This window comes from Sphingomonas ginsenosidivorax, from assembly GCF_007995065.1.
GTDB classification, from domain to species: domain Bacteria; phylum Pseudomonadota; class Alphaproteobacteria; order Sphingomonadales; family Sphingomonadaceae; genus Sphingomonas; species Sphingomonas ginsenosidivorax.
Map to the genome: position 1 here is coordinate 1913936 of NZ_VOQR01000001.1, position 21347 is coordinate 1935282.

At 68.3% G+C, this 21347-nt stretch carries 14 protein-coding genes; 5 read left to right on the top strand and 9 right to left on the bottom strand.

All coding sequences use genetic code 11. The annotated features are described in order from the left end of the window. Positions 1-68: 68 nt before the first annotated feature. Entirely contained in the window at positions 69-1727 is a 1659-nt protein-coding gene (locus FSB78_RS08715) for an inorganic phosphate transporter (protein WP_147081889.1), read from the bottom strand. A gap of 139 nt (positions 1728-1866) precedes the next feature. Here FSB78_RS08715 and FSB78_RS08720 point away from each other — a divergent pair, with 139 nt between their 5' ends. Further along, entirely contained in the window at positions 1867-4152 is a 2286-nt protein-coding gene (locus tag FSB78_RS08720) for an ATP-dependent helicase (protein ID WP_147081891.1), read from the top strand. Here FSB78_RS08720 and FSB78_RS08725 read toward each other — a convergent pair. The 7 genes from FSB78_RS08725 to FSB78_RS08755 all read right to left on the bottom strand — a co-directional run bounded on the left by FSB78_RS08725 (position 4149) and on the right by FSB78_RS08755 (position 11680). Further along, positions 4149-5390 carry a dicarboxylate/amino acid:cation symporter gene (locus tag FSB78_RS08725; protein WP_147081893.1) on the bottom strand — a complete coding sequence of 414 codons (1242 nt, stop codon included), beginning with the start codon at positions 5388-5390 and terminating at the stop codon, positions 4149-4151. The two genes, FSB78_RS08720 and FSB78_RS08725, sit on opposite strands and share 4 nt — an antisense overlap. 28 nt (positions 5391-5418) lie before the next feature. Beyond that, a complete protein-coding gene (gene dgcA / locus FSB78_RS08730; protein ID WP_147081895.1) occupies positions 5419-6408 on the bottom strand; it encodes an N-acetyl-D-Glu racemase DgcA in 990 nt (329 codons plus the stop codon). Next, on the bottom strand, positions 6366-7403 hold the full coding sequence (dgcN, locus tag FSB78_RS08735) for an N-acetyltransferase DgcN (RefSeq protein ID WP_147081897.1): 1038 nt from the start codon (positions 7401-7403) through the stop codon (positions 6366-6368). The genes dgcA and dgcN overlap by 43 nt, the downstream gene beginning before the upstream one ends. A 99-nt stretch (positions 7404-7502) precedes the next feature. After that, positions 7503-8369 carry a glucosamine kinase nucleotide-binding domain-containing protein gene (locus FSB78_RS08740; protein ID WP_147081899.1) on the bottom strand — a complete coding sequence of 289 codons (867 nt, stop codon included), beginning with the start codon at positions 8367-8369 and terminating at the stop codon, positions 7503-7505. 19 nt (positions 8370-8388) lie between these two features. After that, complete coding sequence (locus tag FSB78_RS08745; RefSeq protein ID WP_147081901.1) at positions 8389-9456, bottom strand: beta-N-acetylglucosaminidase domain-containing protein; 1068 nt, start codon at positions 9454-9456, stop codon at positions 8389-8391. Continuing rightward, positions 9453-10604 carry an N-acetylglucosamine-6-phosphate deacetylase gene (gene nagA, locus FSB78_RS08750; protein ID WP_147081903.1) on the bottom strand — a complete coding sequence of 384 codons (1152 nt, stop codon included), beginning with the start codon at positions 10602-10604 and terminating at the stop codon, positions 9453-9455. Before nagA ends, FSB78_RS08745 begins: the two co-directional genes overlap by 4 nt. Next, entirely contained in the window at positions 10601-11680 is a 1080-nt protein-coding gene (locus tag FSB78_RS08755; RefSeq protein ID WP_147081905.1) for an SIS domain-containing protein, read from the bottom strand. The genes nagA and FSB78_RS08755 overlap by 4 nt, the downstream gene beginning before the upstream one ends. A gap of 252 nt (positions 11681-11932) precedes the next feature. Between FSB78_RS08755 and FSB78_RS08760 the strand changes: the two genes are divergently transcribed. The 4 genes from FSB78_RS08760 to FSB78_RS08775 all read left to right on the top strand — a co-directional run bounded on the left by FSB78_RS08760 (position 11933) and on the right by FSB78_RS08775 (position 17984). After that, positions 11933-14665 (top strand): TonB-dependent receptor plug domain-containing protein, encoded by a 2733-nt coding sequence (locus FSB78_RS08760; protein WP_242008137.1) that lies wholly within the window; start codon positions 11933-11935, stop codon positions 14663-14665. Positions 14666-14809: 144 nt separating this feature from the next. Beyond that, positions 14810-16360, top strand: coding sequence for a sodium:solute symporter (locus FSB78_RS08765; protein ID WP_147081909.1), 1551 nt, complete (start codon positions 14810-14812; stop codon positions 16358-16360). After that, positions 16360-17253 (top strand): N-acetylmuramic acid 6-phosphate etherase, encoded by an 894-nt coding sequence (locus tag FSB78_RS08770; RefSeq protein WP_147081911.1) that lies wholly within the window; start codon positions 16360-16362, stop codon positions 17251-17253. The genes FSB78_RS08765 and FSB78_RS08770 overlap by 1 nt, the downstream gene beginning before the upstream one ends. Continuing rightward, the gene (locus FSB78_RS08775; protein WP_147081913.1) at positions 17250-17984 is read left to right on the top strand and encodes a GntR family transcriptional regulator; all 735 of its coding nucleotides are present in this window, start codon (positions 17250-17252) and stop codon (positions 17982-17984) included. The genes FSB78_RS08770 and FSB78_RS08775 overlap by 4 nt, the downstream gene beginning before the upstream one ends. 144 nt (positions 17985-18128) lie before the next feature. Here FSB78_RS08775 and FSB78_RS08780 read toward each other — a convergent pair whose 3' ends face one another. Then, complete coding sequence (locus FSB78_RS08780; RefSeq protein WP_147081915.1) at positions 18129-21194, bottom strand: TonB-dependent receptor plug domain-containing protein; 3066 nt, start codon at positions 21192-21194, stop codon at positions 18129-18131. Between the last annotated feature and the right edge of the window lie 153 nt (positions 21195-21347).

Below are 21347 nucleotides of genomic sequence, written 5' to 3' on the forward strand. Positions count from 1 at the left end.
TGTAACGGAAAAGAAACGATAGCATCGTCAACTTGTTCCCGGACGTCAGGGCGTTAGCAACCGTGCGTTCAATACCCCATGCCCTGCGCGACGCCGAGCAGCGCCCAGTACAGCACGCCAGCGAGCAGCATCGCCACCGGCAGCGTCATCACCCAGGCGAGGATCATGTTGCGCACCGTGCGCCGCTGCAGCCCCCCGCCGTTCGCGACGCTCGCGCCGGCGACGCCCGACGACAGGATGTGCGTGGTCGACACCGGCAGGCCATAGCGGTCCGCCAGCATGATCGTCGCCGCCGCCATCAGCTCGGCCGACGCGCCCATGCCGTACGTCAGATGCGACTTGCCGATCCGCTCGCCGACCGTGACGACGATCCGCTTCCAGCCGACCATCGTGCCCAGCCCCAGCGCCAGCGCGACCGTGACCTTCACCCATAGCGGGATGTAGCGCGTGCCGTGCTCGAGCTGCGTGCCATACGCCTTGAGGACTCCCACCTCCTGCGCGGTGAAGCGGGCCTGTGCACGCGTGTCGGACGCGACCAGCTTGGTCGTGTCGAGCACCAGGTACATGTCGTTGCGCAGGTTCGGCGTCGCCGCGGCGGGCACCTTGCCGAGCGAACCATAGCCCGCGATGCGATCCGATACGTCGTTCGACAGCGCGGCAAGCCCGCCATACACCGCCGGATCGTCGATCCGCTTGGTCTTCAGCGCCTGCGTGACCACCGTGCGGGCGGCGGCGAGATTGGTGGCCGGGCCGTTGGCGTGCGCCGCATAGGCCGACGACGCGGCGCGCGCAGCCTGCACGAACCCCGGCGTCGCGCTCTCGGGCACGGTGCGGTTGAGCGCATAGGCGGTCGGGGCGCAGCCGATCAGGATCAGCATAATCAGCCCCATGCCCTTCTGCCCGTCGTTGCTGCCATGCGCGAAGCTGACCGCGGTGCAGGTGCCGATCAACAGCGCACGGATCCCCTTTGGCGGCGGCGACTGATCCTTCGGCGCCTCGTACAGCGTCTTGTCGCGCACGAACCGCTTCATCACCAGCAACAGCAACAGGGCGCCCGCGAACCCGACCAGCGGGCTGAACGCCAGCGCGGAGAGCACTTTCCAGACCTGCGCCATGTCGACGCCCGACGTCCCGTCGGCGCCGCCGCGCAGGATCTGGTTGGCGAGGCCCACGCCCAGGATCGATCCGATCAGCGCATGGCTCGACGAATTGGGCAGCCCCACGAACCACGTCGCGAGATTCCACAGGATCGCGGCGAGCAGCAGCGCGAAGATCATCGCGAACCCGCCCGCGCTGCCGACGTTGAGGATCAGATCGACCGGCAACAGCGTGATGATCGAATAGGCGACGGCGCCCGACGACAGCACCACGCCCAGGAAGTTGAAGAACCCCGACCACAGCACGGCCAGCGGCGCCGGCATCGAGTGCGTGTAAATCACCGTCGCGACCGCGTTGGCGGTATCGTGGAAGCCGTTTACGAATTCGAACCCCAGCGCGATCAGCAGCGCGAGCGCGAGGAACGCGAACGCCCCGAACGCCAGGTTCTCGCCGACCTGCGCGGTATCGACGAAGACGCTGAACCCGGCATAGCCCAGACCGCCGAGCAGCACGGCGAGGAAGATCCAGCGGGTCGAGGGATGGAGCGCGTGGTCGAGCCTCGGTCCGGCATGCGCCGGCTTGGAGTGCGACGCGATCGATTCACCGTGCGGTGTAAAGGTGGTTGCCATGGCAGACCCGCCTTTGCCGCCGATGGTGACGTTTTTATGACAATCGCGCTGGCCTTGTCCGGCACCAGCCCCCGTTTCGGCACGGACGCACGCCCGTCGCGGCTTGCCCCCGGCCGTCCCGTTCCCTACCTGTTCACCGGTGAACCAGCTCGCTCAGACCGCCCAAGCCGAACCGCCCTATCTCCGCGGCCTCAACCCGCCGCAGCGCGAGGCGGTACTGACCACCGACGGCCCCGTGCTGATCATCGCGGGCGCCGGCACCGGCAAGACCGCCGCGCTGACCGCACGACTCGCCCACCTGATCTTCACGCGGAAAGCGTGGCCCAGCGAGATCCTGTCGGTCACCTTCACCAACAAGGCCGCACGCGAGATGCGCGAGCGGGTCGGCCGACTCGTCGGCGACGCGGTCGAGGGCATGCCCTGGCTCGGCACCTTCCACGCGATCGCCGCCAAGATGCTGCGCCGCCATGCCGAGCTGGTCGGGCTGCAGTCGAACTTCACGATCCTCGACACCGACGACCAGCTGCGCCTGTTGAAGCAGCTGATCCTAGCCGCCGACATCGACGAAAAGCGCTTCCCCGCGCGGTCGCTCGCCGGGCTGATCGACCAATGGAAGAACAAGGGCCTCGTCCCCGCCGACATCGATGCCGGCGAATCCGAACGCTACGCCAACGGCCGCGGCGGCGAGTTGTACGCGCAGTACCAGGCCCGCCTCGTCGCTCTCAACGCGTGTGACTTTGGTGACCTTCTGCTCCACATGCTGGTCATCCTGAAGCGCCACCGCGACGTGCTCGCGATCTACCAGCAGCGCTTCAAATACATCATGGTCGACGAGTATCAGGATACCAACTCGTCGCAATATCTCTGGCTGCGGCTGCTCGCGCAGGAGCACAAGAACATCGCCTGCGTCGGTGACGACGACCAGTCGATCTATTCCTGGCGCGGCGCACAGGTCGAGAACATCCTGAAGTTCGAACGCGACTTCCCCGGCGCGAAGGTCATCCGTCTCGAACAGAATTACCGCAGCACCCCGCATATCCTGGGCGCGGCGTCGGGCGTGATCGCCAACAATGGCGGGCGCCTGGGGAAACAGCTCTGGACCGAGCTCGACGTCGGCGAGAAGGTCAAGGTCATCGGCGTCTGGGACGGCCCCGAGGAGGCGCGCCGCGTCGGCGAGGAGATCGACGCCGTCCGCCGCTCGGGCAAGAGCCTCGACGAAGTCGCGATCCTCGTCCGCGCGCAGCACCAGACGCGCGAGTTCGAGGACCGCTTCATCGCGATCGGGATGCCGTACAAGATCGTCGGGGGTTTTCGCTTCTACGAACGTGCCGAGATCCGCGACGCGCTCGCTTACTTACGTGTCGTCAACCAGCCCGCCGACGACCTCGCCTTCGAACGCATCGTCAACGTTCCCAAGCGAGGGCTCGGCGACAAGGCGGTGGCGAAGGTCCACCAGCTCGCCCGCGCGACGGGCGTGCCGCTGACCACCGCCGCCGCGCGCATCCTCGACACCGACGAACTGACCGGGGCCGCCAAGAAATCGCTCGGCCGCCTCGTCGGCGACATCGCGCGCTGGCGCGACATGGCGTCCAGCCTCCCCCACGCCGAGCTCGCGCGCCAGCTGCTCGACGAGAGCGGCTACACCGCGATGTACCAGGCCGAGAAATCGGTCGAGGCCACCGGCCGGCTCGAGAACCTCAGCGAGCTCGTCCGCGCGATGGAGGAATACGACTCGCTCGGCGCGTTCCTCGAACACGTCTCGCTGGTCATGGACAATGAGGGCGGCGCGCAGGACCCGCAGGTCACGATCATGACGATCCACGCCGCCAAGGGTCTCGAATACGACACCGTCTTCTGCGTCGGCTGGGAGGAAGGGCTGTTCCCCTCGCAACGCTCGCTCGACGAGGGCGGCGTGAAGAGCTTGGAGGAGGAACGCCGCCTCGCCTATGTCGCGATCACGCGCGCGCGGCGCCTTGCGGTCATCATCCACGCCGCCAACCGCCGCATCTACGGCCAGTGGAATTCGTCGATCCCGTCACGCTTCGTCGGCGAACTCCCCGACGAGCATATCGATGCCGAGACCACCATGTCGGGCGGCGCGAGCCTGTGGCAGGCGAACTGGTCCGAGAAGGCCGACCCGTTCGCCGACGTCGCGCGCGGCACCGGTCGCGGCCCGGGCTGGCAGCGCGCGGCGAGCCCCGGCAGCACCTTTTCGTCCAAGCCCTCGCGCGTCGTCGAATCGCGCGCCAGTGCGGTCAGCCTCGGCAACAAGGGCCGCGACGACCTCAGCGTCGGCATGCGCGTGTTCCACCAGAAGTTCGGCTATGGCGCGATCCTGGTGATCGAGGGCAACAAGCTCGAGATCGACTTCGAGAATGCCGGCCAGAAGCGGGTGATGGACAGCTTCGTGACGCTCGGCGGCTAGAGACTCTCCCGGCGATACGCGATATCGTCGAGTTCGCCCTCCCACCGCGCCACGACCGTCGCGACCGTCAGGTTCGCGCTCGCCGACGGCACCGTCCGCGTCATGTCGAGCAGCCGGTCGAACGGCAGCACGAAGCCGACCACCAGCGCGGTCTGCTCGGGCGCGACGCCGACCGCGGACAGCACCGCCGCGAGCATGAACAGCGACGCCGATGGCACCGGCGCGGTCCCGAACGCTGCCAGTGCGCCGGTCAGCAGGACGATCCCGTACACCCCGGCATCGACCGGCACCGCGAACGCCTGCAGGCTGAACACGCTCAGCAGCCCGACATACATCGCGGTACCATCCTTCCCGATGCTCGCGCCGAGCGGCAGCACCGTCGAGTACACCGACTTCCCGATCCCCAGGTTGCGCCCCGCGACCGTCATCGCGACCGGCAGCGTCGCCGAAGACGACGCCGTCGAGAACGCAACAGCCAACGCATCGACGATCCCGCGGAAGAACCGCACCACCGGCACCCGCGCGAGCAGCCGCAGCATCAGGCTGTGGACGACGACGATCTGGATCAGCGACCCGACCACGACGCTGAGCGCGAGCCACCCGATGTTGAGGAACACCCCCGCGCCATTGGCAGCGACCGCGTTGGCGATCAGCGCGAACACCCCGAACGGCGTCAGCTCCATCACCACGCCGACGATCCTCAGCAGCACCGCCGACAACGACTGCAGCACGGTCGCGAACGGCTTGCCCGCCTCGCCTGCCAGCACCGTCCCGACCCCGAACAGGATCGCCACGAAGATCAGCGCGAGCATGTCGCCCTTGGCGAGCGCTTCGACGATGTTGAGCGGGACGATCCCGACCAGCTGGTCGTAGAGCGCCACCGGCGGCCCCAGCGGCTTCGGAATCGCGCTACCTATCGCCGCCCCCTCGCCCGGCCGGATCACCATCGCCACCGCCATCCCGACGCTGACCGCGAGCCCCGTCATCGCCGCGAACAGCCCGACCGCACGCCCGCCGAGCGGCCCCAGCCGCTTGGGATCGGCCAGCGACGTGATCCCCGACGCGATCGTCACCAGCACGATCGGCGCGACCAGCATCCGGATCGCCCGAATAAACAGGTCGCCCATGAACGCGACCTTCGGCGCCGCGCTCGGCCACACGAGCGCCAGCAGCAACCCGAGCGCGAGCCCGCCGAGCACGCGCTGCCACAAGGGAACCGCAAACCACCGCCGCATCATCGTAAGTCCCCTTGGTAGCGTGCGCGCGTCAGGGCGTCCCCCAGAAGCCCGGTTCCGGCACGCTCAGCACGCCGTCCCGCCCGCATACCCCGCCCGGCAGGTCGGCGGAAAGCCACAACGGGCCGTCCAGATCGACGAACGCCGAGCGCGCCGCGACGATCAGCGCCGGCGCGATCGACAGCGACGACGCGATCATGCTGCCCGTCATCACGCCCAGCCCCGCGGCCTCGGCCGCGTCGGCGAGCGCGAGCGCACCGGTCAGCCCGCCGGTCTTATCGAGCTTGATGTTGATGACCTGATATTTGCGACGCAGCGCGGCGACATCGCCCGCGACATGCGCGGACTCGTCCGCCGCGATCGGGACCCGCGGCGTGTATCCGTCCAGCGCTTCGTCCGCATCCGCGGGCAGCGGCTGTTCGAGCAGGTCGATCTGCAGGTCGACGAGCAGCGCCTGCAGCCGCTCCACCTCGGCGAAGGTCCAGCTCTCGTTGGGATCGACGATGACGCGCGGGCCCGGCGCCGCGTCGCGCACCGCGCGGATCTGGGCTTCGGGGTCGCTACGATCGACCTTGATCTTGATGAGCGGCACGCCGGCCAGCGCACGCGCCGCGACTGCCATCTTCTCGGGAGTATCGAGCCCTACCGTCATCGCGGTCGGCGTGGCACCGATCGGCGCCACGCCCAGGATATCGGTCACCGCCCGGCCCGCGCGCTTCACCTCCAGGTCCCACAACGCACAGTCGACCGCATTACGCGCGGCGCCCGCTGGCATCAGCCGCTGGATCGCGGCGCGGTCCGCCCCGTCCTGAAGCGCACCGCGCACCGCCTCGATCGCCGCCAGCGCACCCTCCACGTTTTCCCCGTAGCGCGGATAGGGAACGCCCTCGCCGCGCCCGACGACGCCGTCCTCGGCGATCTCGACCGTCACTACCTCCGCGAGCGTCTTGACCCCGCGCGAGATGCGGAACGGCGTGGCTAGTGGGTAAGCGTCGCGACGCGCGACGAGGGTGCGAAGCATGCAATGATCCTGTCGATGATAGGGTCGACGCCCATGGCGAAGGGGTCGGTGCAGGGCAGCCCAAGCGCGTCCGACGTGTCGGCGCACAGTCGCTCCGCCTGCGCGGTCGTCAGCTTCGAGGTGTTGAGCGCGACGCCGACCGCGCGGACGTCGGGGCTGGTCAGCCGCGCGACGCGCAGGTTCGCCTCGAGCGTCTCGGCGAGCCCCGGCATCGCGTAATGCGGCAGCCCGCGCATATGCTCGCGAACCGGGTCGTGGCACAGCACGAGCGCGTCGGCCTGCGCACCGTGCAGCAATCCGGTCGACACCCCCGCAAAGGACGGGTGGAACAGCGACCCCTGCCCCTCGATCAGGTCCCAGCCGTCATCGTCGCGCGCCGGCGAGATCTGCTCGATCGCGCCCGAGATGAAGTCGGCGACCACCGCATCTAGCGGTACGCCGCTGCCCGCGATCAGGATGCCGGTCTGGCCCGTCGCGCGGAAATCTGCGGTCAGCCCGCGCGCGCGCATCCCGCGTTCCAAACACAGGGTCGCATACATCTTGCCGACCGAACAATCGGTGCCGACCGTCAGCAACCGCAGCCCGGCACGCGGCTTGCCCGTGCCGATCGGCAGGTCGGGACGCGGATCTCGGACGTCGTGGAGCAGCCGCCCGTGCCGCGCCGCCGCCGCGACCAGCGACGGCTCGTCGCGCAGCCGGTTGTGCAGCCCCGACGCGACGTCCAGCCCGGCCTCGATCGCGGCGATCGCGTCGCGGACCAGGTCGTCGCCGAGCTTGCCGCCGGCATTGGCGATGCCCAGCACGAGGGTCTTCGCACCCGCCGCCACCGCCTCGGCGAAGGTCATCCGCGGCAGGTCGAGCGTCAGGCCGCAATCGTCGTGGCGGAACTCGCCGACACAGGCCTCGGGGCGGAACACGGCCAGCCCGCGCGACGTCTTGATGCCGACCTCGTCGTTGGAATGGCCGAGATAGAGAAGATACGGACTGCGGATCATCGAAGGTCTCTCGGTTCGGATACCGCAGACTAGCCGCTGGTATCGGAACCACGCACGTTCGATTGCGGGCGCCCCGCATAACCGCCGGTTATGTTGCGCTCAGGACGCCGGTTCGTATCCCGCCAGCCGCAACGCACCGTCCAGCGCATCGCCCAGCGGCGCGCTCAACCGTTCGACGGTCCGCGCGCGCAGCCACGGGCTGATCCGCGGCGCCAGCCCTCCGACGAGCGTGCACCGCGCAACGCCGCGCGCGAAAATCGTCTCGATGAAGCGCTCGATATGTTCGGCCGCGTCCTCGACAATCGATCGCGCGATCGGGTCGTTCGCCTCGGCATAGTCCATCACCAGCGGCGCGAACATGCCGTAATCGCGTGGCGTCGCCTGATCCATCCAGGCGATCGCACGCGCGGTGTCGTGGTCGAACCGCTCGGTCACCGCGGCGCTCAGCGGGGTCTTCCGCGTCCGCCCGTCAAGCGCGCGCAGCGCGTGCCGCATCGCGCTCAGCCCCAGCGCCGCGGCGCTGCCCTCGTCCGAGATCGGAAAGCCATAGCCGCCGATCGTGTAATCCTGTCCGTCGATCCGCAGTTTCGCGGCGCTGCCCGTCCCGATGATCAGGATCGCGCCGTCCTGCCCGGCATGCGCGCCGATATTGGCGATCTGCGCATCGGTCGCGAACGCAGTGGACGCGAACCCGAAATCGAGCGCCTCCAGCGCTTCGCGCATGCCGAGCCGCGTGATGCCGGCAATGCCCATCCCCGCGCGGATCGCGGCGCGCTCACCGGCCGACAGTCCGGCTTCGGCGATGGCCTTGTCCGCCGTCTCGATCAGCGTCGCGTAGAGCGCCTCGATCCCGATCCGCGCATTGGCGGGCCCCGACCGCCCCTTGCCGACCACGAGACCCTGCGCGTCGACCAGCCTGGCGCGGCAATTGCTGCCGCCCGCATCGATGCCGAGATAATAGGTCATGGCTGGCGATCCCTGGTCATCACTGCGTCTGGACTTCGTCATCGGTCATGAGGTCGCCACCGTCGAGCCAGCGCAGGATTTCGCGCGCCGCCGGGTGATCGATCTTGACATAGCGCGCGCGCAACCGATCGGCGCGCGTGCCCAGCCGTTCGTGGCCGACGTCCTGCAACGCGAGCAGATCCTGCTGCAGGAGGGTGGCGAACTCCGCGCCCAACAACTGTGTCGCCGCCGCCGCGAACGCCGCGCCGTACGCATAGCCGTCGCCCTGCGCATAGAGCATCGGCAGCGTCAGCGCAGGGATGCAGCCGAGATGCGCCTGGATCGCCGGATTGATCGCATGCCCCGAAATATGCTCGACGATACTCGCGGGCCGCCCGGTGAAGCCACGCAGGTGCAGGAAGCGCGACATCCGTGCGCCATCGTTGACGGGATAATTGTCCCACAGGCAGACCGGCCGGCCCAGTTCGCCCGCGACGCGCGCCAGATGTCCGCTGCCGATCTCGCGCGCGCAGACCTCCTCGCCGGTCCAGTAGACCTGCACCGCAGGGTCGAGTCGGCGCCCGAGCTCGCCCAGATAGTCGTGCGGGCGCGCGCCGAAGACGAGATCGAGCACCGGGTCGTCGGAATAATAGGTCGGGCAGGTATAGACCCGCGTCGCGCGCGTCAGGCCCGCACACATATTGACGATGTCCGCCTGATACCGCGCGAGATCGGGCAGGTCGCCGCGAAGATCGTCGAACAGTATCGCCAGATCGTCGATACCGATCGCGTCCAGATCGCCGATGCGGCGCACCAGATCAGCGCGCGTCGCGTCGTCGAACGGATGAGTCGCGCCGACCGGGGTGATCGCGATACCGAACCGCAGCCCCGCCGCGCGGCATTCCGCGGACAGACGAACCAGCCCGACGGTCTGCGCGGCGTCATGCCCGACCCGCCAGTCGCGCCTCAATGCGCGGTCGGCCTTCGGGCCATAATGGTAGAAGCGATACCCTGCCCCCGCCACCGTCGCGACGACATGGCTACGTTCCGCCTCACTCCAGAGCCGGCCGAACCGCCCCTCGATAAGCCCGAGATCGGGGATCGTCATGCGCGGTGATCTTCCATTGATCCACCGATCCACGTCGCGGCCACACGCCGGTCGACGTCGAGATGGACGAGGTCCGCGCGCAGCCCCGGTGCGATCGCGCCGGTCTCGTCCGCCAGCCGCAGGAACGCCGCGGGATTGCCGCTCGCCATCCGCGACGCGGTGACGATGTCGCAGCCCATCATGTCCATCGCGTTGCACAGCGCGTCGACCATGCTCAGCGCCGACCCCGCGAGAGTCCCGTCGGGCCCGCGGCAGGTTCCGTCGACCACGGCGATGTCGCGCCCCATCAGCGTGAACCGATCGCGCGTGCCGCCGACCGGCGGCATCGCGTCGGTCACCAGCATCGCCCCCTCCACGCCGCGCGCCAGCAGCGCAACGCGGAGCGCAGCCGGGTGGACGTGCAGGCCGTCGACGATCAGCCCGAAATGGCTCGCGCGATCCTCGAGCGCGGCGCCGACCATGCCGGGATCACGGCTGAGGAACTGGGTCATCGCGTTGAACAGATGCGTGAAGCCCGCCAGCCCGTCGGCCAGCGCCGCGCGCGTCTGGTCGTAATCCGCCAGGCTGTGTCCCGCGCAGACCAGAACGCCCGCGTCCGCCAGCGCCCGCACCGCGCCCGCTGGCGCGAGCTCGGGCGCGAGCGTCACGATCCGACGCCCCGCGCTCGGCACGGTCAGCCGCGCGAGGACGGTCTCGTCGATCGTCGTGAAGCGGCCGTGATCGTGGATCCCCTTCTTCGCGGTGTTGAGATGCGGCCCCTCGATATGCACGCCCAGCACGCCCGGCACGCGCTCGGCGAGCGCCGCTTCCCCGGCCGCGATCGCCGCGTCGACGACGTCGGGGTAATCGCTGATCAGCGTTGGCAGCAGCCCCGTGGTGCCATAGCGGCGATGCGCCTCGGCAATCGCGCGGATCCCCCCGACGTCGGGCCGGTCGTTGAACAGCACGTCGCCGCCGCCGTTCACCTGCGTATCGATGAACCCGGGCATCAGCCAGCCGCCGTCAAGCGCATGCACCACGCAGCCTTCCGGCACGGCGTCGCGCGCGACCAGTCCGACGATGCGGTCGCCGTCGAGCAGCAAAGCCTGTCCCACCACCACTATCTCGGGCAGGACGATGTGCGCGCCGAAAAGGGCCTGGACGGTCATAGCGTGCGAGTCACCTTGTTGAGATGCGGGGGGCTGTCGGGATCATAGCCCCGCGCCAGCGACAGCGCATTGGCGAGCCCGTAGAAGCTCTGGATCTGTGCGATCGCGGCGAGCACCGGATGAACGTCTGCACGCGACGGCAGGACGAGCTTCGCGGGCGCGACGTCCTCGGGCAGCCCGGCGGCGATCACCGTCGCGCCGCGCGCTGCGAAATCCTCCAGCCGATCGCGCAGGCCGGTCCGCGCGATATCGAACGGTGCGAGCGCCAGCACCGGGTCGCCAGGACCGACCAACGTCATCGGCCCATGCGCGACCTCGGCGATGCTGAACGCCTCGGCATGCAGGCTGCAGGTTTCCTTCAGCTTCAACGCCGCCTCGCCCGCGATCGGCAGCGTCGGGCCGCGACCCAGCACGAGCATCTGCGTGGCGTCCTTCAGCGGCGCAACCGCCCCGGTCCAGTCCGCAGTCGCGGCGGCTTCGAGCACGTCGCCGACATCGTCCAGCGCGGCGAGCAGCGCCGCATCCTGGCTCCACTCCGCAATCAGATGCGTCAGCGCGACCAGCGTGCAGACGAAGCTCTTGGTCGCGGCAACGCTGGTTTCCGCACCGGCATGCACCGGGATGACGATCTGCGCGCGCTCGGCGAGCGGCGACGCGGCGTCGTTGACGATCGCGACCACCACCGCGCCCTGCGCGCGCGCATCGTCCGCCGCGGCGAGCAGATCGGGGCTGCGACCCGATTGCGAGATCGCGATCAGCGGTACGCCGCGAAACGCCGGCGAGGTCTTGTGGTACAGCGACCCGATCGACGGCGCATGGCTGAGCGTCGGGACGCCGCCATGCGTCTCGAGCAGGAATTTCGCGAACGCCGCCGCCTGGTCAGAGCTGCCCCGCGCCAGCGTCGCCGCGAACGGGGGCGCCAACGCGCGCAACTGCCGCCCGGCATCGCGGACCAGATCGGCGTTCAGCCGCAGCTGCTCGACGCAGCGCTGCGGCGCCTCCCGCGCCTCGCGCGCCATCAGCGTTTCGGGACGGGACGGCGGGATGGAGGCGGGTTCGGGCGACAGCAGGCTCATACCGCAGATAGATACCAGTTGTTCCATACAGGCAAGTGGCATTTGACGAGTACGAAACTTCCCCCGCCTTCCTCGCCCGATCGGGCCAAGATAAAATACCATTCATAATACCACATCTTTACAGCTCGAAGACAGGTATGCATAACGATCCGCAGTCCGACGGCGCGTCGCTACATGACGATCGCGCCGAATCGGGGAAATGAAAGCAATAGGGGACACGCAATGGTGAAGTCATATCGGCACGGTGCGGCCATGGCAGTGCTTGCCTTCGCCATGACGCAGGCTTCGGGCACGGCCCTAGCGCAGGCGGCGCCCGCCCCCCAGGACGCGTCGACCCCGCAGGACTCCACCGCGCAGGCGAATCCCGACGCGGGCGAAGACATCGTCGTCACCGGCACGCGCATCCCCGTCCCCGGCCTCACCTCCAGCAGCCCGGTCGCCTCGGTCGGCGAACAGCAGATCAAGCTGCAGTCCGCGCTCACCATCGAGGATTTCTCGACCAAGATCCCGCAGCTCTCGGGCGGCGTCCGCCAGGGATCGCAGGGTAGCGACGCGTTCGGCGCGCAGGTGCTCGAACTCCGCAACTTCGGCCAGAGCCGGTCGCTGGTGCTCATTGACGGCACCCGCGCGGCGCCGTTCAGCTTCCGCAACTCGGTCGACGTCAACGCCATCCCCGCCTCGCTGATCAAGCGCGTCGACGTGCTGACCGGCGGCGCCGCCGCGGTCTACGGCGCGGACGCGGTCGCCGGCGTCGTCAACTTCATCCTGAACGATGATTACGAGGGCATTCGCGGCACCGCGACCAGCCGCCTGTCGACCAACGGCGGCGCGCAATATGGCGGTTCGCTGATGCTCGGCACCACGCTCGGCGATCGCGGCAACGTCGTCGTCGCGGCGGACTATACGCAGCGCGACGGCATCCGTGCCGGCCAGCGCGACTGGGCGGCGACGCCGAACCAGACCATTCCCAGCATCGGCGGCGTGTTCACCGACGTCGCGAGCGGGCGCCGCTTCGGCTATACCGACGACGGCGCGTTCACGACCAACCCGTCGGCGACCTCGAACGTCTCGGCCAGCTATCCGCTGATCTCGCCGCTCAAGCGGATCAACGTCGCGGCCTTGTTCAAGTACGAGATCACCCCGCAGATCGAATATTACGGCCGCGCGATGTACACCAACACGCGCACCGAAGAGACCGGCACCCCCGGCGCCACCCCCGCCTCGGTCAGCCGCGTCGTGTCGATCAGCCAGACCAACCCGTTCCTGACCGACGCGATCCGCAACCAGCTGACCTTCGTCGGCGGCGCTGCGCAGGTGAACGTGTCGCGTTCGCTCGCCGAGCTCGGGCTCGTCACCTATGAGACCGAACGCAACACGCTGCAGTTCCAGTCGGGGCTGCGCGGGCCGCTGACCGATGCGACGCGCTGGACCGTCTACGCGCAATATGGCCGCTCGACCGAGAACTCGCTGATCCGCGGCGACGGCCTGGTCAACAACGCGGCTGGCGCGAACAATTTCGCGTCGATCGTCAACACCGTGAACATCTTCGGCCCCCGCCAGCCGGGCCTCGGGGGCGCGCTCGGTACCACGCTCAACGGCTTCAACCGCAAGCGCGACCAGTTCGTGACCGCCGCGACGATCAGCGGCACGTCGGCGGACCTGTTCTCGCTCCCCGCGGGCCCGATCGGCTTTGCCGCGGGCGTCGAATATCGCCGCGAGACCGCGAGCATCGACCAGGACAGCGCGCTGCTCAGCGGCAACTCCTACCGCCAGGGCGTGCAGGCCGCGTATAGCGGGTCGTTCGACGTCGCCGAACTGTACGGCGAAATGCTGGTGCCGCTAATCCACGACACCCCGCTGATCCGCAAGCTCGACATCGGCGGCGCGTATCGCCTGTCCGACTACAATCTGTTCGGCACGCACGGCACCTGGAAGGTCGAGGCGAACTGGGAGGTCGACCGCAACCTGCGCGCGCGCGGCACCTATCAGCGCGTGCTGCGCACCCCGAACTTCGGCGAATTCGCCGCCAGCACCTCGTCGCTGCCGTTCAACAACCTCGTCACCGTCGACCGCCTCAAGCCGCGCTACGGCGGCGATCCGTGCGTGCTCGGCACCGGCGACGCCGCACAGTGCGCTCGCTTCGGCGCGCCGGCCGCGGGGTCGACCAACTCCAACGCCCCCGGTTACCTGACCGGCAATTATTTCTACGGCGGCAACCCGGATATCCAGCCCGAGACCGGCTACACCACGACCGCGGGCGTGGTCCTGACGCCGACTTTCCTTCCCGGTCTCAACGTGACCGTCGACTGGTACGAGCTCGACCTGCGCGGCGCGGTCGGCGTGATCCAGCCGATCGCGGCGATCACCAGCTGCTACGTCACCAATCCGACCGCGGGCAATCCGCTGTGTGGGCTCGTGACGCGCAACGCGAACGGCAGCTTCAAGGACGCGTTCGTCAACAACCAGAACCTCGGGCGCCTGCTGCAGCGCGGGCTCGACATCACCGCCAGCTACACGCTGCGGGCCGATTGGCTGCCGGGCAAGGGCCTGCGCGCCAGCTACCAGGGCAACGTCGTCACCTCCTACGTGATCCAGGCCAATTCGACCGTCGCGGGCATCCAGTGCAAGGGCACGTTCGGCGCGACCTGCTCCAGCGACGGCACGACCCTGGTCCAGCCCGCCTATCGCCACACCGCGGGCCTCGGCTGGCTGATCGATGGCGGCGTGATCCAGTTCGACTGGCAGCGCATCGGCAAGGTGAAATCGAGCGCAACGGGCTCGACCGAGACGTTGTCGGCGCAGAACACCTTCGACCTGTCGGCTTCGCACGACTTCACCGACGTGATCACGATGAGCGCGGGCGTCTACAACATGTTCGACAAGAAGCCCCCGCGGGTCTCGTCGGGCGGCGTGTTCAACACCTTCCCCGACACCTACGACATCCTGGGCCGCACGATCGGCTTCTCGCTGACCGCGCATATGTAACGCCGCCCCTCCGTCATCCCGGGCTCGTCCCGGGATCCAGGGCCACGAACGCCACCGCGTGTGGCTCTGGGTCCTGACGTTCGTCAGGACGACGGCTGATTAGCTGATGTCCCTTCCCCGTCTCCACCGCCGGAGTTCCCTTCGATGATGCTGCCATTCTCGACGGCCGACTGGCTGGTGATCGGTGCCTATCTCCTTCTGCTCGTCGCCGGCGGCTGGATCTTCACGCCGCGCAAGACCGCGTCGGCGCACGACTATTTCCTCGCCGGCGGCAACGTCCCCGCCTGGCTCGCCGCGATCTCGGTACTGTCCGCGACACAGTCCGCCGCGACCTTCCTCGGCGGTCCCGACTATGGCTATCATGGCGACCTCACCTATCTCAGCGGCAATATCGGCGGGCTGATCGGCGCGATCTTCGTCGCGCGCGTGATGATCCCGCGCTTCTACGCGATCAACGCGACGACAGCCTATGAACTGCTGACGCTGCGCTTCAGCGAGAAGGCGACGCGCTGGGCCGGCGGCATGTTCCTCGTCGGTCGCGTGTTCGCCGGCGGCGCGCGCGTCTATCTCGCCGCGATCGCGCTGGCGATGGTCATCACCGGCAGCGTCGACGCGCAGGGCATCGTCATCGCGGCGGCCATCCTGATCGTGGCGAGCGTCTTGTTCACCTTCGTCGGCGGGCTGAAGTCGGTACTGTGGAACGACCTGATCCAGTTCGTCGTCTATCTCGGCTCGGCGATCGCGGTGCTGGTGTTCCTGCGGATGTCGATCCCGGCCTCGAACGGCGAGATCATCCAGGCGCTCTCGAACGCGCCGGAGGGCATGAACAAGCTGCGCCTGTTCGACTTCTCGTTCGACCTGTCGCGGCCCTTCTCGATGCTCGCGATCATCACGGGCCTGGCGCTGCTCTACATCGCCAACGCCGGCATGGACCAGGACACCACGCAGCGCCTGTTGTCGTGCAAGGACGCGAAGACCGGCGCGCGCAGCCTCTATCTGTCGGTGTTCGCGACCGTGCCCGTGGTCGGCATGTTCATCGTCATCGGGCTGATGCTCTACATCTTCTACGACCGCCCCGATTTGATGGGCGGCACCAGTGCGGTCGCAGGCAACCAGTTCGGTGGCGAGAAGATCAGCATCTTCATGCACTACATTCTGACCCAGCTGCCGGGGGGCTTACGCGGACTGGTGACGATCGGGATCTGCGCCGCCGCGGTCGCGACCACCAATTCGGCGCTGAACGCGATGTCGTCGGTGCTCGTGCAGGATTTCTACCGCCCCTGGCGCGACCGTCGCGGCCCCGTCGACGAGCATCATTTCGTCCAGGCGGGGCGTGCCGGCATGGGCGTGATCGGCGTCGCGATGTTCGTGATGGCGGTGGTCTCCTTCTACTGGCAGCGCTACAGCGACATGGGTCTGCTGGAGTTCGCGCTGCAGGTCATGATCTTCACCTATGCCGGCATCTTGGGCGTCTATTTCACCGCGCTGTTCACGCGGCGCGGGACCACAGGCTCGGTGATCGCCGCGCTGCTGATCGGCTTCGTGGTGATCGTTCTGCTGCAGCCCGGAATCGCGCGCGCGATCGGGCTGCCCGCGCTGCTGACCGGCCTCGCCTTCCCCTTCCAGCTCTGCATCGGAACGCTGGTCGCGTTCCTGGTCTGCGCTGCACCGGCCCCCAGACAGGGATCACGATGATGACGAATACCGAAACGCTCGACCCCCGCTATCTCGACCTCGACCTATGGCCGACCGAACTGGCGGTCCAGGCGATGCTCGAGGGGCAGTTGGCGGCGATCGCCGCGATCCAGTCGCAGACGGTCGCGGTCGCGTGCGCCGCCGACGCCGCCGCGGACCGGCTCGGCGACACCGGGCGGCTGATCTTCGTCGGCGCGGGCACCTCGGGCCGCCTCGCGGTCCAGGACGGCACCGAGCTCCACCCGACCTTCGGCTGGCCGATGGAGCGCATGGTGTTCCTGATGGCGGGCGGCGTCAGCGCGCTGACCGAAGCCTATGAAGGCGCCGAGGATGATGTCGACGCCGCGCGATCGGACATCGATGCCTGCGGCATCGGCGCGTCCGACGTCGTGATCGGTGTCGCCGCCAGCGGCCGCACCCCCTTCACCGTCGCCGCGATCGAGCGCGCGCGCGCCGCCGGCGCGCTGACGATCGGTATCGCCAACAACCCCGCGACGCTGCTCGTCGATCGCGCCGAACACGCCGTGGTCGCCGCGACCGGCAGCGAGGTGCTCGCCGGATCGACCCGGATGAAGGCCGGCACCGCGCAGAAGGCGGTGCTCAACCTGCTGTCGACCGCGATCATGCTGCGATTGGGGCTGGTCTACCGCGGCCGCATGGTCGCGATGCGCATCTCCAACGCGAAGCTCTTGCAACGCGGTCGCCGCATGGTTCAGGATATCGCAGGGGTGGATGCGGACATGGCGACACAGGCGCTGGAAGCGGCGGACAACGACATTCGGCTCGGCGTCGTCATCGCGCTCGGCGTGCCGGCGGACCGGGCCGCGACGTTGCTCGCCGAACAGGGCGGCAACCTGCGCGCCGTGATGCAGGGTCTCGCCGCGCGATCATGACAACGCTCGACCTCGACTGGACGCGGAACGGCGAAGGCACGCCGCTGTACATGCAGCTCGCGCGCAGCCTGCGCGATCATATCAGCGGCGGCGGCATCGGTCCGGGCGGCGCGCTGCCGTCGGAGCGCGACCTGAGCGAGCTTGCCGGCCTCTCGCGCGTCACCGTGCGCAAGGGCATCAAGCAGCTGATCGACGAAGGCGTGCTGATCCGCAAACAGGGGTCCGGCACCTACGTCGCGCGCCGGATCGAGGCGCCCGGCACCAAGCTCAGCAGCTTCAGCGACGATACGCGGTCGCGCGGCGAGGATCCCGGCGTGGTCTGGATCTACCGCTCCTACGCGCTACCGACCGAGGAGGAAGCAACCGCGCTCGGCGTCGCGGCGAGTGCGCGCGTCGCGCGGCTCGGCCGCGTCCGCCTGGCGGGCGGCGAGCCGCTCGCGATCGAGCATGCGGTGATCCCCGCGGCCTTCATGCCCGATCTCGAAGGACTGGGGGATTCGCTCTACCAGGCGCTCGACGCACACGGCTTTCGCCCGACCTCGGGCACGCAGCGCGTCCGCGCCTCGCTCGCGACCCCGACCGAGGCCGGAATCCTGTGCGTCCAGGAGAATTCCGAAGTGCTCCGGATCGACCGCCGGACCCGCATTCCCGACGGCCGGATCGTCGAGTTCACTCGCTCGGTCTATCGCGGCGACCGCTACGAATTCGTCACCGAACTGGACGTGGTTTGAACATCAACTCCTCCCCCGCCAGGGGGAGGTGGCAGGCGTCAGCCTGACGGAGGGGGCGGAAACGATAACGTCCGTTCCGTGTCCGCCCCCTCCGTCACCTTCGGTACCACCTCCCCCTTGCGGGGGAGGATCGAAGGACGCCTCCTACCGCATCTCCATCCGGATCCCGACGCGGAACGCGCGGCCCAGAAGGTCCGAATAGGTGCTGTTCGCCGCCAGCCCGGTCTCGGGCACCAGCAACGGCCAGCGATCGAACACGTTCGTGACGTTGAGGAACAGCTGCGCATCCGCCCCGCCCATGTCGATCTTCGCGGTCAGGTTGAGATCGGCGTAGAACAGCCCCGACACGTGATTGACGTCATAGGTCGGGAACTGCGTCGTCGAGACCGGGCAGCCGGTCTGGCATTCGATGCCGTTGCCGACATATTTGCCCGAGCTCACGCCGCGGCCGACGCCGGTGATCGAGAAGTCGGGCGTGTCGTAGGTCAGGCTACCACGATAGATCCATTTCGGCGTACTCGCCTGCCCGCCGTTCACGCCGACCGAGTTGAGCACCACCGTGCTCGGAACGCCGCTGTTGAACAGGTTGTCGATGTAGCGGGTCGCGGTCCCGCGCAGCGTGATCGCGCCCTCGCTGTCGCCGAACAGCTTGTCGAGCGGCAGACGGTACGACCCGTCGATGTCGACGCCGCGGACCAGCTGGCTGGCGGCGTTGAATGGCTGGCTGCGGAACAGGAGATAGGGCTGGCCCGGCGACGACCGCGCCGGATCCGCGCTATAGGCGTCGCAGAACTGCTGCTGGCCCTGGAAGCACAGGTTGATGATGTCCTGCGCGCCGAACGTGCTGATCGCGTCCTTCACGTCGATGCGGAAGTAATCGACCGACAGGTTGAACCCGGGCAGGAAGCGCGGCGCGACGACGACACCGGCGTTCCACGAATCCGATTTCTCGGGACGCAAATTGAGGTTGCCGGTGACCGTCGCCGAATAGCTGTAGGTCGCCGGGCCGTTCGCGCCGTTGTTGGTGAAGGCGGGGTTGCGCACCGAATCGCTGTTCGCCGATCCCGCGGCGAACAGTTCGTTGAGGTTCGGCGCGCGGATGTCGCGCGACCGCGTGACGCGGAAGCGGATATCCTCGATCGGCTGCCAGGTCGCACCCGCCTTCCACGTCGTCACATAGCCCGCGGTCGAATAGCGCGTCGCACGCGCGGCGCCGTTGAACTCGATCCCCAGTCCCAGCGGCACGACGGTCTCGAGATAGGCTTCCTTGACGTTGTAGCTGCCGTTGGTCGGCAGATAGTTGCCGACCGACCAGCGGTTGGTCGTCGCTGGCCGGCCGCTCGCATCGAGCACCGACAGCGGCTGGAACTCGGCGGGCACGAAGCCGCTGATCTTTTCCTTGCGATATTCGGCGCCCATCGCGACGCTGACGTCGCCCGCCCAGGTCCGGAACGGAGTCACCGACAGGTTGAACGCGGCGTTATACTGTTCGACCACCTCGTCGCGGTACGGGTTGCCCAGCACGTACGAGAATGCCGCCGGGTTCGCGACGCCGATGCCGAGCCGGTTCAGCGGGACGCAACCCGGGTCGTTGTTGGTCGTGCTGGCATCGACGTTGATCAGGCACTGGATCGAGCCCGGGGCATAGCCGCCGGTGTTGCCGGCCGGGGCGAACACCGCGGCGGTCGCGTTGTTCATCCTGGTGATGTTCATCACGTTGCGCAGCTGCTCGCGCAGCTTGGCGCGACCATATTGGCCGTAGATCTCCCAGGTCGCGTTCTTGCCGAACACCTCGCCCGTGCCCTCGGCGCCGAGTGCATAACGCTGCACCTCGCGCTTGTTGTCGACCGCGCGGAACGGCAGGTCGGCGGCGGTGCTGGCGATCGTCACGCTGGTGATGCCGGCAAGCTGCGCGCGCCCCAGCGTGTTGTAGAGATACGCGTTGCAGGTGAGCGGCGCAGCGGCCGCGGTCGCCGCGGTGCCGCAACCGGTGGCGGACAGCGACACGCCGGTCGCCAGGTTCGGCCCCGCGTTGAAGAACACGTGCTGCTTGTTGTACGCACCCTCGGCGAACAGCTCGATGCCGTTGGCGACCTCGTAGCTGGCGCGACCGTACACGCCGTGACGATCGTCCTCGGGGTCCAGCCCGATGCGACGGCCCGAATCATTGACCCGCCAGTCGCCGCCCTGCGTCAACGACGGCGCGGTCGCGCCGGTCGGCGACGGGAAGGTCAGCGCACCGTACTGGTACTGCTGCACCGCGCCGTTCTGGCCGAAATACAGCCCACGCAGGCGGTTCGCGGGCCCCCCCGCGGACGCCGTGATCAGGCCGCCCGGGGTGGAGTTGGCCGCGCCGACCTGCTTGCGGATCAGGAACTGCGGGACGCCCGAATTGGTCGTCGCGTCATAAGCCGGGTTCTGGATGCGGACGTATCCGGTCGCGTTCCAGTCGCGGTCGACCTTGAAGATGCCGTCGCGGTGCGCGACTTCGCCCGACAACAGGATATGCCCGCGGTCATCGCTGCCGAAGGCGAAGCCGCCCGCGACGCTCATCGAGTAATTCCCGCCGTCGCCCTTGTCGGTGATGCCGCTGTCGACGCTGACCTTGAAGCCCTTGTACTTCTTGTCGAGCACGAAGTTGACGGCGCCCGCGACCGCGTCGGAGCCGTAGGCTGCCGAGGCCCCGCCCGTGACGACCTCGACGCTCTTCACCAGCTGCTGGGGGATGGTGTTGACGTCGACCAACCCGGTGATCGTCGACCCGACCGAGCGGCGCCCATCGAGCAGCACCAGCGTGCGCGTCTCGCCCAGGTTGCGCAGGTTGAGCGCGTTGATGCCCGCCTGCCCGCTCGACAGGTTGAGGCGCGAATTGGCAGGGCGCGTCGACCCGGCGAGCGCGGGCATCTGGTTGACGAAATCGGCGATGTTGTTCGAGGGCGACGAGTTCAGGATCTGCTCCTGCGTCAGCACCATCACCGGGGTCGGCGCCTGGAACCCGTCACGCGCGACGCGCGATCCGGTCACCAGGATCTCGGCATTGCTGTCGGCGTCCGCAGTCTTGGCGGATTCGGTCTCGGTCTGCGCCTGCACCGGCGCCACGGTCTGCGCGAGGGCCGGCGACGCCACCCCGATCGCCACGGCCAGCACGGCCCAGCTGGAAACGCTCGCCAGGTCGCGGAGATGGCGCTCGAAATGCACAGGTTTCGTCATGTTACCCCCAATAAATCCGTTGTTTCGCCGGTCTGTTCGCCGGCTTTGTGTGGATGCCCCTGCGGGTCCTCCGATCCGGTCGCCCCGCCCCTGGAGAGCGGAAACGCCGGTCGTGTCGGACGGGTGAAGGTGCGCGGTTGCAGCGACTTGCGT

Bases quoted from the DNA above. Each gene is read 5' to 3' on its own strand.
- FSB78_RS08770 (WP_147081911.1), top strand. From the start codon at position 16,360: ATGACGAATACCGAAACGCTCGACCCCCGCTATCTCGACCTCGACCTA.
- FSB78_RS08715 (WP_147081889.1), bottom strand. From the start codon at position 1,727: ATGGCAACCACCTTTACACCGCACGGTGAATCGATCGCGTCGCACTCC.
- FSB78_RS08745 (WP_147081901.1), bottom strand. From the start codon at position 9,456: ATGACGATCCCCGATCTCGGGCTTATCGAGGGGCGGTTCGGCCGGCTC.
- dgcA (WP_147081895.1), bottom strand. From the start codon at position 6,408: ATGCTTCGCACCCTCGTCGCGCGTCGCGACGCTTACCCACTAGCCACG.
- FSB78_RS08725 (WP_147081893.1), bottom strand. From the start codon at position 5,390: ATGATGCGGCGGTGGTTTGCGGTTCCCTTGTGGCAGCGCGTGCTCGGC.
- FSB78_RS08760 (WP_242008137.1), top strand. From the start codon at position 11,933: ATGGCAGTGCTTGCCTTCGCCATGACGCAGGCTTCGGGCACGGCCCTA.
- FSB78_RS08775 (WP_147081913.1), top strand. From the start codon at position 17,250: ATGACAACGCTCGACCTCGACTGGACGCGGAACGGCGAAGGCACGCCG.
- FSB78_RS08780 (WP_147081915.1), bottom strand. From the start codon at position 21,194: ATGACGAAACCTGTGCATTTCGAGCGCCATCTCCGCGACCTGGCGAGC.
- FSB78_RS08740 (WP_147081899.1), bottom strand. From the start codon at position 8,369: ATGACCTATTATCTCGGCATCGATGCGGGCGGCAGCAATTGCCGCGCC.
- dgcN (WP_147081897.1), bottom strand. From the start codon at position 7,403: ATGATCCGCAGTCCGTATCTTCTCTATCTCGGCCATTCCAACGACGAG.
- nagA (WP_147081903.1), bottom strand. From the start codon at position 10,604: ATGACCGTCCAGGCCCTTTTCGGCGCGCACATCGTCCTGCCCGAGATA.
- FSB78_RS08765 (WP_147081909.1), top strand. From the start codon at position 14,810: ATGATGCTGCCATTCTCGACGGCCGACTGGCTGGTGATCGGTGCCTAT.
- FSB78_RS08755 (WP_147081905.1), bottom strand. From the start codon at position 11,680: ATGAGCCTGCTGTCGCCCGAACCCGCCTCCATCCCGCCGTCCCGTCCC.